11 protein-coding genes are annotated in these 12,581 nt (G+C 60.1%); 6 read left to right on the top strand and 5 right to left on the bottom strand.

From position 1 onward, the window contains the following. Nucleotides 1–66 precede the first annotated feature (66 nt). Together Q4S41_RS16120 and Q4S41_RS16115 are read right to left on the bottom strand one after the other, a co-directional pair. Nucleotides 67–1,059: an XdhC family protein gene (locus tag Q4S41_RS16120; RefSeq protein WP_305032155.1), complete on the bottom strand. Its 993-nt coding sequence runs from the start codon at nucleotides 1,057–1,059 to the stop codon at nucleotides 67–69. 135 nt (nucleotides 1,060–1,194) lie between these two features. Then, the gene (locus Q4S41_RS16115) at nucleotides 1,195–2,616 is read right to left on the bottom strand and encodes a urate hydroxylase PuuD (RefSeq protein WP_305032154.1); all 1,422 of its coding nucleotides are present in this window, start codon (nucleotides 2,614–2,616) and stop codon (nucleotides 1,195–1,197) included. Between the two features lie 216 nt (nucleotides 2,617–2,832). On the opposite strand from Q4S41_RS16115, the gene allB reads away from it, so the two are divergent. The 6 genes from allB to Q4S41_RS16085 all read left to right on the top strand — a co-directional run bounded on the left by allB (nucleotide 2,833) and on the right by Q4S41_RS16085 (nucleotide 8,843). Further along, complete coding sequence (allB, locus tag Q4S41_RS16110) at nucleotides 2,833–4,170, top strand: allantoinase AllB (protein WP_305032153.1); 1,338 nt, start codon at nucleotides 2,833–2,835, stop codon at nucleotides 4,168–4,170. Between the two features lie 4 nt (nucleotides 4,171–4,174). Then, nucleotides 4,175–5,428: an allantoate amidohydrolase gene (locus Q4S41_RS16105; RefSeq protein WP_305032152.1), complete on the top strand. Its 1,254-nt coding sequence runs from the start codon at nucleotides 4,175–4,177 to the stop codon at nucleotides 5,426–5,428. A 7-nt stretch (nucleotides 5,429–5,435) separates the two neighbouring features. Next, a complete protein-coding gene (gene allE, locus Q4S41_RS16100; RefSeq protein WP_305032151.1) occupies nucleotides 5,436–6,176 on the top strand; it encodes a (S)-ureidoglycine aminohydrolase in 741 nt (246 codons plus the stop codon). A gap of 270 nt (nucleotides 6,177–6,446) precedes the next feature. Then, nucleotides 6,447–6,956 (top strand): 2-oxo-4-hydroxy-4-carboxy-5-ureidoimidazoline decarboxylase, encoded by a 510-nt coding sequence (gene uraD / locus Q4S41_RS16095; protein ID WP_305032150.1) that lies wholly within the window; start codon nucleotides 6,447–6,449, stop codon nucleotides 6,954–6,956. Beyond that, nucleotides 6,953–7,291 carry a hydroxyisourate hydrolase gene (uraH, locus tag Q4S41_RS16090; protein ID WP_305032149.1) on the top strand — a complete coding sequence of 113 codons (339 nt, stop codon included), beginning with the start codon at nucleotides 6,953–6,955 and terminating at the stop codon, nucleotides 7,289–7,291. Before uraD ends, uraH begins: the two co-directional genes overlap by 4 nt. Nucleotides 7,292–7,403: 112 nt before the next feature. Then, nucleotides 7,404–8,843 (top strand): DUF6986 family protein, encoded by a 1,440-nt coding sequence (locus Q4S41_RS16085; protein WP_305032148.1) that lies wholly within the window; start codon nucleotides 7,404–7,406, stop codon nucleotides 8,841–8,843. A 473-nt stretch (nucleotides 8,844–9,316) separates the two neighbouring features. On the opposite strand, the gene Q4S41_RS16080 is transcribed toward Q4S41_RS16085, so the two are convergent. From Q4S41_RS16080 to Q4S41_RS16070, 3 genes are all read right to left on the bottom strand, one after another. Beyond that, the gene (locus Q4S41_RS16080; protein ID WP_305032147.1) at nucleotides 9,317–9,730 is read right to left on the bottom strand and encodes a DUF3805 domain-containing protein; all 414 of its coding nucleotides are present in this window, start codon (nucleotides 9,728–9,730) and stop codon (nucleotides 9,317–9,319) included. Between the two features lie 157 nt (nucleotides 9,731–9,887). Continuing rightward, a complete protein-coding gene (locus tag Q4S41_RS16075) occupies nucleotides 9,888–10,280 on the bottom strand; it encodes an STAS domain-containing protein (RefSeq protein WP_305032146.1) in 393 nt (130 codons plus the stop codon). An 8-nt stretch (nucleotides 10,281–10,288) separates the two neighbouring features. Beyond that, nucleotides 10,289–12,580 (bottom strand): xanthine dehydrogenase molybdopterin binding subunit, encoded by a 2,292-nt coding sequence (locus Q4S41_RS16070; RefSeq protein WP_305032145.1) that lies wholly within the window; start codon nucleotides 12,578–12,580, stop codon nucleotides 10,289–10,291. Between the last annotated feature and the right edge of the window lies 1 nt (nucleotide 12,581).

The raw sequence follows: 12,581 nt of genomic DNA, 5'->3' as shown, positions 1-12,581 counted from the left end.
AATCCAATCGACAGGATTATTACGGTAGAGATGCTTCGACTACGCTCAGCATGACGTTCTTTTTGCTCACGACTCATTGCTCCGCCGCACCTGTATCAGTTCTGCGGCAATGCTGATGGCAATTTCCTCCGGCGTCTGGCTCTGAATGGGCAAGCCGATGGGGCCACGCAGGCGCGCGATTTCGTCGGCGGAAAAACCGTCTTCCCGCAGCCCCCGCCGCAACTCGGCTACTTTGGCCACGCTGCCCATCACGCCCAGGTAGCGGTAGGGCCGGCTGAGCAAGTGGCGCAGCACCACGGCATCGCTGCGGTAGCCCACGGTCATCACCACCACGTAGCGGTGCGGGCCGGCTGGCACGGCGGCGGCCACGTTTTCATAGTCGATAACGTGCCTGTGGTGGGCGGCGTGGTTGCTTTCGAACGTGGGCAGGTCAGCGCGGTCGTCGAGCACGGTGAGCTCAAAATCCAGTGCCGCCGCCACATTCGACAAGGCCAAGCTCACGTGCCCGCCCCCCACGATAGTTAGCTTGTCGCGGAAGCCCAGCCTTTCGCGGTAGTGCCACACCGGGCCAGGCTGGTACTCGTAAAATAGTGTTTTTGAAGATTCAAAAGCTACTTCAGCTGCTGCCGTCATAAGCAGGCCAGCCGCCGGGCTAAACGCCAGGTAGCCGCCCGAATTTATTAGCAAGGCGCTTTCAATGGCCTCCACCGTGGGCAAGTCGGCCGCCGCGAGGGGCCACAGCAGCACTTCCTGCTCGCCCGAGCACATCATGCCGGAGCGGTCGACCGGCGCCTCCCGCCGGTGAATCTGGGGGCGCAGCAGCGGCTCAGGCGCTGGGTCGCGCAGGCGCTGGCGGGCCAGCTCCACCCACTTGTGCTCCATGATGCCCCCGCCGATGGAACCGGCCACGGTGTCGGCTGTCACGGCCATTTTGAAGCCCTGGCGGCCGGGGCTGCTGCCCGCGCTGCGCACCACGCACAGCAGCGCCACCGGCGTGCCGGCCCGCAGGCTGGCCGCCGCCAGGGTCCAAACGGGGAGGTCGCGGGGAAAGGAGGGCATGAGGTAAGGGGTTGAAAAATAACGTCATGCGGAGCGCAGTCGAAGCATCTCGCGTGCAATAGTAAATAAATTACTTACCCTGTAGAGATGCTTCGACTGCGCTCTGCATGACGTTCAAACGGTTGTTGGCATCGGCTACTTATTCTGCGCTCCCTGGTTAATCCAGCACGCAATGAGGTCACGCTCCTCCTGGGTAATCTGGGTTTTGTTGTTCTGGGGCATCGTTTTTGTCACCACCACGCGCTGCATGATTTTGTCTTTCAGACGAATGATGTCCTCCGGCGTGTCATATACCACGCCGTTGGGCGGCGACTTGAAAACGTCGTCGGTGGGGTGGGCGGAGTGGCACTGGATGCAGCGCTTCTGCACAATCATGTTCACCTGGCTCATGGGCACCTGCTGAGTGCAGGCCGAAGCCGTACCGGCCGAGCCGCCCGATTGGGCGGGTGGGGCCGTCACGAATACCACGGCCAGCAGCACGCCCACGGCAGCGGGCAGCACCCATACGGCGGTGTCGGTCTGGTGCTTCTCGCGCAGATTCAGCCAGTGCTTCACGCCGGCGGTGCCCAGCGTGATGGCCGCCAGAATGGCCCACGGGTAGGCGTGCCCAAAGGTGCTGGGAAAGTGGTTGCTGACCATCACAAACAGCACCGGCAGCGTAAAGTAGTTGTTGTGCAGCGAGCGGGCCAGGGCGTTTTTGCCCAGCTGCGGGTCGAGGGGAGTGCCTTCGGTGGCGGCCTTCACCATGGCTTTTTGAGCCGGGATGATGGTGAAAAACACGTTGCCCACCATGAGCGTGCCCAGCATGGCCCCGAAGTGGATGTAGGCCGCCCGCGCGCTGAACACCTGCGCGTAGAAAAACGCAAATCCCGTGGCCAGGATGAAACCCACCACCTTGAACCACGGGCTGCGCACGAAATCGGTGCGGCACAGCCCGTCGTACAGCAGCCACGCCGCCACAAACGAGCCCACGCCGATGCCCACGCCCGCCAGCGGCGAAATGTCCAGCACCCGCGGGTCAATCAGCATGGAGCTGGCGTTGAAATAGTACACCACGAACAGCAGGCTAAACCCCGACAGCCAGGTGAAATAGGCCTCGTACTTAAACCAGTGCAGGCTTTTGGGAATGACTTTGGGGGCCGTCTTATACTTTTCGAGGTAGTAGAAGCCGCCGCCGTGCACGGCCCAGAGGTTGCCGGCCAGTTCGTCGCGCACGTTGTCGGTGCGGTTGAGGGCGTTTTCGAGGAATACAAAGTAAAACGAGGCGCCAATCCAGGCGATGCCGAAGGTGATGTGCATCAGGCGCACCACGATGTTGAGCCATTCCATGATGTGGCCCGACCACGGCGAGTCGCGCGCCAGCACGTAGGCAATGCCCACCGCCGCGATGACGGCCAGCAGAATCAGCGCGTAGGAATAGCCTTCGAGGGTGAAGCTACCGTCGCCCACGGCCCCGCCGCCGGGCCGCGTTTTGGCCACCCGCTGCAAGGCGAAGATGACGCCCAGCAGCAGCAGAAAGGTGAGAATCAGGGCAAACAGGGTAACGTATTGGAGCATGGAAGGGCAGGGCGGCGTGTCAGTGGGAAGGACTTAGCGTGTCATGCAGAGCGCAGCGAAGCATCTTTACCGCTTCGTTGTAACAGTATTAATTACTTGCGGCGGGCAAGATGCTTCGCTGCGCTCTGCATGACGTTCTTTCTTGGTTTGAATTCCTCTCCCGCTAAATAATTAAACCGGGAAAAAGCCCCCAATTTAGCGCCAAATTCCCTACCCATGCCAACTCTCGCTTTGCGCAGCCAGCGCGTCGTCACGCCCGAGGGCGAGCGCGCCGCCACCATCCTTATTGAAAACGGCCGCATCAGTGCCCTATTGCCCCACGATGCCGACGTGGCCGGCGCCACGCTGCTCGACGTGGGCACCCGCGCCATTTTGCCCGGCGTCATCGACCCGCACGTGCACATCAACGAGCCCGGCCGCACCGACTGGGAAGGCTTCGACACGGCCACCCGCGCCGCGCTGGCCGGCGGCCTCACCTCGCTGGTGGATATGCCGCTGAACTCGGCGCCCGTCACCACCTCGGTGGCCAATCTGGAAATCAAGCGCGCCGCCACCCAGGGTCAACTGCATACAAACGTGGGTTTCTGGGGTGGCGTGGTACCAGGCAATGCTGATGAGATTGAGCCACTGATTGCGGCCGGGGTGCTCGGTTTCAAGGCGTTTCTGACGCACTCCGGGATTGATGATTTTCCGAACGCGACGGAGGACGATTTGCGGCGGGTGATGCTAATTCTGGCGCGGCACCGGCTGCCGCTGCTGGTGCATTGCGAGCTGTCTGAAGACGATGATGCGTGGAAGCGGAACGACCACCGCTCGTACCCTAACTACCTGGCGTCGCGTCCCAAAAAGTGGGAAGATGATGCCATTGCCATGATGATTCGCCTGTGCGAGGAAACGGGGTGCTGTGTGCACATCGTGCATCTTTCGTCGGCCGATTCCATTGCGCCCATCGCCGCCGCCAAAGCCAAAGGGCTGCCGCTGACCGTGGAAACCGGCCAGCACTACCTTTATTTCAACGCCGAGGACATTGCCGACGGCCAGACGCAGTTCAAATGCGCGCCGCCCATCCGCGAAAAGGCTAACAACGACCAGTTGTGGGCCGCTTTGGAAGCCGGAATTATCGATTTCGTAGCCACTGACCACTCGCCCGCGCCGCCCGATTTGAAGCAGCTCGACAGCGGCGATTTTACTACCGCCTGGGGCGGCATTGCCTCGCTGCAATTCGCCCTGCCCGTGCTCTGGACAGCAGCTCAAAAGCGCGGCGCCAGCCTGTCCGACCTCATGAAATGGCTAAGCACCAACCCCGCCAAACTGGCCGGCCAAAGCCAGCGCAAAGGCCGGATTACGCCCGGCTTCGACGCCGATTTAATTGTGTTTGACCCCGAAATGACCTTTGAGGTGACCGAAGAACTGATTCTGCATAAACACAAAGTGTCGCCTTACATTTGCCAGGAATTGGCGGGCGTGGTGGAATTAACTTTTCTCAAAGGCGAACAGGTTTTCCAGCGCCCGAATTTCCTCCGCCTCAACCACGGCGAATTTTTAACCCGGTAGCGGAATGCAGCAGGAATACACCGCGCGCGCTGAGCGAATTATGCAGCGCATCAACGAGTTGGCCGCCATCAGCGAAGACGCCGATGGCGTGACGCGCACCTTCGGCACGCCCGCCTTCGTCGAAGGCCGCGACCTGGTGCAAGGCTGGCTCGAAGCCGCCGGCATTCACCACCGTATCGACGGCATCGGCAACCTGCGCGCCCGCCTCGAAAGCCCAAACCCCGACGCCAAAACCTTCGTGCTGGCCTCGCACATCGATACGGTGGTGAATGCCGGCAAATTCGACGGTCCGCTGGGCGTACTCATGGGCCTCGATTTGCTGGAAAACCTCCTGGCGCAAAAAGCCGAATTGCCTTTTCACATCGAGTTGATTGCCTTCAGCGACGAGGAAGGCGTGCGCTTCCACACTACGTATCTGGGCAGCAAAGTAGTAACGGGCGCTTTCGACCCTGCTCTGCTGGGCCGCTGCGACGCCGCCGGCATTTCCCTCGACCAGGCCCTGGTGGCCATGGGTGGCGATGCCTCGCAGCTGAGCTTGGATGCCATTCCGGCTGCCGAGTGGCTGGGCTACTTCGAGATGCACATCGAGCAGGGCCCGGTGCTCTGGGAGCGCAACGTGCCCGTGGCGCTGGTGACGGCCATTGCCGGCCAGCAGCGCGTGGAACTGACCTTTCGGGGCATGGCCGGCCACGCCGGCACCGTGCCCATGAACATGCGTCAGGATGCCCTGTGTGCCGCGGCCGAGTTTGTGCTCACGGCCGAGCAGTTTGCGCAGGTGCACGGCCGCGGGTTGGTGGCCACGGTGGGCAAGCTGGCCATCGGCCACGCGGCTAGCAACGTCATCCCCGGCGAAGTAACGTGCAGCCTCGACCTGCGCAGCCCCGACGAGCAGCAGCTGGCCCAGGCCTACGACTACCTCCGCGGCCACGCCGAAGCCGTGGCCGGCCACCGCAACGTGGACCTAGACTGGAACTTGGTGCAGAAAACCGCGCCCGTAACCTGCGACGCTGGCCTGAACACGCTGCTAACCCAGGCCATTGCCGCCAGCGGCTACGAAACCATTGCGCTGGTGAGCGGTGCCGGCCACGACGCTGTGCCCGTGTCGTTTGTAGCGCCGGCCACGATGATGTTCATTCGCTGCTACAAAGGCATCAGCCACAACCCGCTGGAGAACGTGGAATTGGCCGATTTGGCCGCTGCCGTGGCCGTGGCCGACCAGTTTATCGCTCTTCTCCGCACCCAAAATCCCACCCGCTAATATGGAAATGTCCGCCCTAACGCGCTCGGTTGTGAAGCGCAACCACGCCATCATTGCCCCCGATGGCTACATCAACAGCAACGTGCCCGGCTGGACCGGCTGTACCACCAACGTCATCATCAACGAGCAGATGGGTGCCCGCCTCTGCCAAACGCTCATCACCCTCACCGAAGCCGGCCGCGTGCAGGGCGAAACCGAGGCCTCGCAGATTTTCTTCTACGTGGTGCAGGGCGGCTGCACGGCTACGGTGGACGGCGAAACCCGCGCCCTGAAAGTGGGCGAGTACGTGTACGTGCCCGTGGGCCACGCCTACGATTTCAGCCAGCCCGAAGCCGGCACGCAGTTGCTCACCTTCCACAAAGTGTACGAGTCGCTGGCGGGCCACGCCACGCCGGGCATCTTCTGGGGCGCGCGCGACTACAGCAAAGCGCCGGTATACATGAACGACGAGGCCCTGCGCATCCAGGAGTTGCTGCCCAACGAGCCGGGCTTCGACATGGCCGTCAACATCTTCACCTACGGGCTGGGCGGCAACCTGCCGATGGTGGAAACCCACATCATGGAGCACGGCCTGATGTACCTCGAAGGCCAAGCCATCTACATGCTCGACCAGTGCTGGTACCCCGTCAAAAAAGGCGATTCCATCTGGATGGCACCCTACTGCCAGCAGTGGGCCACGGCCATGGGCCAGGAGCCGTCGGTATACATCTACTACAAGAACGTGAACCGCTTCCCGACGGTGATTTAAACTAAAAGGGTGTGGGAAATAGACCTCCTGATGGGTTTTGGTTCGACTTGTCAAGCGCAACAGATGGCAAGTATTTGTATGCCGAAGTGTACTACGGGAAATTATCTTTATGTCACGTTGATACGGAGAAAGGTGAGTTTAACGTCAGCTTTTACAACGACGCTAAAATCAATTACGGCATGCCCGACCATATCACTGTCAACTTGAATGAATTTATCAGCACGATGGAAAGGGCAAAAAAAGAATTGCTGAAACACTACAATGGAATAAATGACCCTCTCTGAACTCAATAACCTGCCCAAGCCTGCCCTCGCCGAAGCCCTACAAAAGTGCTGCGGCTCCACGGCGTGGGTAGAAAATATGGCCGCGCTATTTCCATTTGCTAACGCCGAAACCTTAATGCAGGAAGCCACTGCTCAGTGGAATAAACTAACCGAAGCCGACTGGCGCGAAGCCTTTACGCACCACCCCAAAATCGGCGGCAGTGTAGAAGCGCTGCGCGAGAAATTTGCCAGTACCAGCCAATGGGCGGAAGGTGAGCAAGCGTCCGTTAAACAGGCTTCCCAGGCCACTTTGGAGGCCTTGGCGACAGGGAACGAAGACTATGAGCGCAAATTCGGCTACATCTTCATTGTGTGCGCCACGGGCAAAACAGCCGACGAAATGCTGGCCCTGCTGCAAGCTCGCCTGCCTAACAAACCGGAAGATGAAATCCTGATTGCCGCCGGCGAGCAGGATAAAATCACCCGTATTCGCCTCGAAAAACTCCTCGCCGCATGAGCCAGATAACCACTCACATTCTCGATACCACCAAGGGCAAGCCGGCGGCCAATGTCAGTATTGCGCTGCTACAACAAGTAGGCGATAATTGGCAGGAAATTGCGCGCGGCAAAACCAATGCCGACGGCCGCATTCCGGATTTATTGCCGAAAGAAAAACAGGTGGAATTGGGCGTGTATAAAATGAAATTCTACACCCAAGAGTATTTCGCGCAAAACGGCACAGCAAATTTTTACCCCTTCGTGGAAATTGTGTTCAACGTGGCCGAAAATGCCCATTACCACGTGCCGCTGCTGCTGAACCCGTTCGGCTATTCTACTTACCGCGGCTCCTGAAAACGATGTAGCGCGAAGCTCCCGCTTCGCATTTCGGCCGCGCCATTACAACGATTACCGTTCAACGATACGCGAAGCGGGAGCTTCGCGCTACATCCCGCCAATTCCCACCATGAAACTCAGCCTACCCGAATCCGACAAAGCCGCCCTGCTCAACCAGCTGGGCGCGGCCAACATTAAGTTCCAGCAGACCTACCCCGGCGACCGGCCCGACCGCCAGCCCGTGCACACCGTGTACGGCGGCGCCAACCTCTTCAAGGCCGATACCTGCGTACGTATGGGCGAAATCGCCCTCAACAACCTGCTCACCTACGCGCCCAACTTCGTGGAGCTGGCCCGCGCGCTGCAATTCAAAAACCACGAACACCTGCCGCACCTGGAGGTCGACGTGGCCGCCCTCACCGCCAAGCTCGACGCCATGAGCCCCGAGGACCGCAAGCAGGAGCCCGCTTGGCTGGCCTACTCGGTCTACAATAAGATTGTGGCCAAGCTGAAGCGCGAGGCCGTGGAAGACTTCCGCGTCGATTTCGAGGATGGCTTCGGCAACCGGCCCGATGCTGAAGAGGACGAAACCGCCGTGCGCGCCGCCAAGGAAGTAGCCAAGGGCATGCAACAGGGCACACTGTCGCCCTTTATCGGCATTCGCATCAAGCCCTTCACCGAAGACCTCAAGCAGCGCGGCGTACGCACGCTGGATATTTTCCTGACCACGCTGCTGGCCGAAACCGGCGGCCAGCTGCCCGACAACTTCGTGGTGATGCTGCCCAAGGTGACCATCCCCGAGCAGATGACGACAATGGTGCGCCTGTTTGAGCTGCTGGAAAAGGCCAGCGGCCTGGCCCCCGGCACCCTCAAAATGGAAACGATGGTGGAGGCCACGCAAATCATCATGGACGAGGAGGGGCGCAACCCGCTCATGCGCATCATCCGGGCCAGCGAGGGACGCTGCATCGCGGCTCACTTCGGTACCTACGATTACACCGCCAGTTGCGGCATTACGGCCAAGTACCAGACCATGGGCCACCCTGTGAACGACTTCGCCCACCACATGACCAAGGTGGCGCTGGGCGGCACCGGCATTTTCCTCTCCGACGGGGCCACCAACGTGATGCCCATCGGCCCGCACCGCGGCGACAACCTGACGTTTGCCCAGTTGCGCGAAAACCGTGAGTCGGTGCACAACGCCTGGCGCCAGGCCTACCACCACAGCACGCACTCGCTCATCAACGGCTTCTACCAAGGCTGGGACCTGAACCCCGCGCAGCTGCCGATGCGCTACGCCGCCACCTACAATTTCTTCCTGAGCAGCTACGACGACGCGGTGTTCCGCCTGAAAACTTTCGTGGAGCGCGCCGCCATTTCCACCCTCACGGGCGACATTTTCGACGACGCCGCCACCGGCCAGGGCCTGCTCAATTTCTTCCTGAAAGCCCTGAACTGCGGCGCGATTTCGGAAGAGGAAATCCTGGCCACCGGCCTCACCCTGGAAGAGGTGCAGACCCGCTCTTTCTACCGCATTTTGCAGGGCCGGCGGGCTAAGGCGGCGCACTAAAAAACAGGGGGCGACGCCGCGAGGCGTCGCCCCCTGCCAACCCGTTAGCTTATCCAGTGTCGGGCCGCGGCGGCTAGCGCCACCTTGACCGTTTCCAGAACCAGCCACCACCAGAAACCTTTTTCGGGCGTTGGTGGTATGGGTTTACGAAGAACGACTTTCCGCCGTATCTTCGCCGCACGATTTTTTCTCATTGGACCGAGAATTAGGTGCTTATTCCACCTTCTTCTTCGAAGCCCTCGGTGCTCCAACACCGGGGGCTTCACCTTTTCAGGGGCAGCCGTGTGGTGAGGTGGAAAAACCGTGCGGTAGGGCAAAAGTAACCGGCTGCCGCGCTCGGCCGCCTGCCAACCAGTGTTCGGCCCGATAGCCGGCCCGCCCAACTCCTTCCCCAAAGCCCTGAGCTGCGGCAGAAACGAGAAGAGGCTGAAGCTACGGGAGCTTCAGCCTCTTTCTGTTTCTATTATTCATGGTTACTGAATTTCCATTGAATTAACTGCTTGTTGAGAAGCGTTAAAATTCGCGTTTTTTGGCGCTGGCGTATCGGCTGTATAACTGCAAAAAGCTTTGCACCTTTTTCCGCCAATTATCCAGATTTGCAGCAAAGAAGAGCCTTTGCGTTCGGTATAGTAAACAGCTTTTCGATTCGGTAAAGAAATTATTTTCGCTGTAGGATGACTTTCGATGGTGTTCTGTAATTCCTCACTAATGCTAAAATCTGGTATTGTGTCATGCGTAGCTCGGTACGCGGATATTTGGAATGCCCAACTTGGGTCGTGTGCTTCTGTGAAGGTGTAGATATCGTCTTCGGATTCTATTTGCCAAGATGCTGGGTAAATTAGCTTGAACCACTTATTCTCTGGTTCAAATTGTTCCGTCTTTTGCATATTGAAGCAGTTTGTAAGTGTCGCCGCAACAAGGAAGTAAAATGCTGGCAGAATTGTACACTTTAATATCGCAGATATTTTGTTGAAGCCTGAAGCTACTGATGCCACTGTTGCTTTTTTAGATTTCTATCACAGCGTATGTCCTTGACGCATTCAGCTAATGAACTGAACTCAAAAAAATAAGTGCCTCGCCGACAGAATTGAAACTGACCAATTTCCCAAATGCTTCTTTAGGGTCAATTATTTCAAATATTGTCTTTGTTTCAGGCTTGAGGCCACAAAAAACCAAGTTGTAAGGGCTTTGATTCGCCAGCTTTTCCTTGAGCATTAAAATCTCCGAACCCATTACATTGATGGAAGTCAATTCACCAATATCGACGATGATATTGGTCGCTTTTTTAATGGCTTCCGAATAATAAAGCGTCATTACTTCGGAGAGTTTTTCTATGTCGTAGTCCTTCCCAATCGAAAAAATGATGACATTGCCTCTCCATTCAATGGATGATTTACGGGGCGAAGGCCGCAGCCATTCTGTTAACCAGCGCCACATTAGGCTGGCTAATTAACAGATGCCACCGCAGGCGTGGGTTCATGAGAAAACTCCGGGTACAAGCTCACTAGAACCTTTTCCGGCGTCATCGGCGCGGAAAACGGCAGCGCTGTGTGGCCCTGGAAGGCCCGCACCGCGTCGCGCAGGGCGAAGTAGGTGCCGATGCCGTACATGAGCGGCGGCTCGCCCACGGCCTTGGAGCGCAGGATGGCCTTGGGGTGGCCCGGCGTGTCGAGGAAATGCACGTCGAGCACCCGGGGGGCGGCGTAGATGTCGGGGATTTTGTAGCTGTTGAGCGAGTTGCTGAGCAGGCGGCCCTCGGCGTTGTAGGCCACTTCTTCCATGGTCATCCAGCCGATGCCCTGCACCGCGCCGCCCTCAATCTGGCCCCGGTCGATGACTTCGTTGAAGCTCTGGCCGAAATCGTGGGCAATGCGCAGGGCATCCACAGTGTAGGTGCCGCGCAGGCAGTCCACCGTTACGCTGGTGAGGGCCGTGCCGTACACGTGGTAGGCGAAGGGGTGGCCCTGGTTCACGGTGGCGTCGAAATGCAGGTCGGGGGTGGCGTAGTGGGCGTTTTCGGTGAGGGCCACGCGCTTCCAGAAGGCCGACGACACCAGCTTCTCCCAGTTGGTATCGGCGGGCACGCCGGCGGCCAGCACCTGCTCGTCGTGGATTTCGAGGCCCTCGTAGTTGAGCGTGTACTCGGTGCTGGCGTGCTCGAGCAGGCGCTGGCGCAGGGCGGCGCAGGCCATTTCGGTGGCCTTGCCGTTGAGGTCGGCGGTGGCGCTGGCGGCGCTGGGGGAGGTGTTGGCCACGCGGGTGGTGTTGGTGGTTTCGATTTTGATGCGCGAAATCGAGATGCCCAGCGTGCGGGCCGCCACCTGCGCGATTTTCGTGTTCACGCCCTGGCCCATCTCCACCGCGCCCGTGCTGATGCCCACCGAGCCGTCGGAGTAGATGTGCACCAGCGCCCGCGTCTGGTTCATGGGCGTTTTGGTGAACGAGATGCCGAAGCAGATGGGCATCACCGCGAAGCCCTTCTTCTTCAGCTTATGGGTTTGATTGAACTGGTCGACTTCGGCCCGCATGCCGGCCAGGTCGAACTCGCGGGCGGCCGTGTCCCAGGCCTGCTCGGCGTGGCACATTTCGGCCGCCTGCCGGTACGAGAACAGGTCGCCCTCGCGCAGCAGGTTGCGCCGCTGCAGCTCGTGGGTGGGCAGGCCCAGCTCCTCGGCCGCCTTGGCCAGGGCCGACTCTATCACGAACATGCCCTGCGGCCCGCCGAAGCCCCGGAAGGCCGTGTTGGGCGGCAGGTTAGTGCGGCACGAAAAGGCCGTGGCCGTCACGTTGGGCACGAAATAGGCGTTGGTGGCGTGGAAGAGCGTGCGCTCCATCACGGCCGGCGAGAGGTCGGCCGCCGCGCCCGCGTTCTGGTAGAACGTGACTTCGTAGGCCACGATTTTCAGGTCGGCATCGAAGCCGATTTTGAAATCGGACGAGTAGGGGTGGCGCTTGCCGGTCATGCGCATGTCGGCCATGCGGTCGAGCACCAGCTTCACCGGCTTCTTGGTGATGAAGGCGCCCAGCGCGGCCAGGGCGCCCCAGGGCGTGGCCTGGTCTTCCTTGCCGCCGAAACCGCCGCCGAGGCGCGTCACGTCCACTTCCACCTGGTGCATGCCCAGGCCCAGCACCACGGCCGTGTGGCGCTGCACGGCCGTCGGCCCCTGCGTCGAGGAAATCATCCGCACGCCGCCCATCTCGGTGGGGAAGGCGTAGGCGCCCTGCGTTTCGATGTACAAATGCTCCTGCCCGCCGTTCTCGGCCACGCCCTCAAACACGTGCGCGCAAGTAGCCCAGGCCGCCGCCGAATCACCGATTTTAAAGGTGCGCGGCGGTACGATGAACTCGCCCTGCGACGCCGCCACCCGCGGGTCGGTGATGATGGGCAGCGGGTCGATTTCGACCTTGATGAGCTTGAGGGCAGCGTGGGCCTGCGCCTCGGTGCGGGCCAGCACCAGCGCCACCGGCTGCCCCCGAAAATGCACATGCCCCTCGGCCAGCAGCGGCTCATCGGGCACAATGCCGCCAATCTGGTTCTCGCCGGGAATGTCCTGGGCCGTGAGCACGCGCACCACGCCGGGCGCCGTGAGCGCGGCGCTGAAATCGAGGCTTTTGAGCACGCCGTGGGCCAGCGGGCTTTCAAATACGGCCGCAAACAGGGTGCCCTGCTGCACGGGCACGTCGTCGAGGTACTGCGATTCGCCGCGCACGTGGCGGTTGGGGTCGAGGTGGTTCATG

Origin of the sequence: Hymenobacter convexus, from assembly GCF_030580955.1 — a bacterium.
Lineage (GTDB): Bacteria > Bacteroidota > Bacteroidia > Cytophagales > Hymenobacteraceae > Hymenobacter.
Note: the sequence above shows the minus strand (reverse complement) of the source record. Positions and strands in the feature narration are given on the sequence as shown.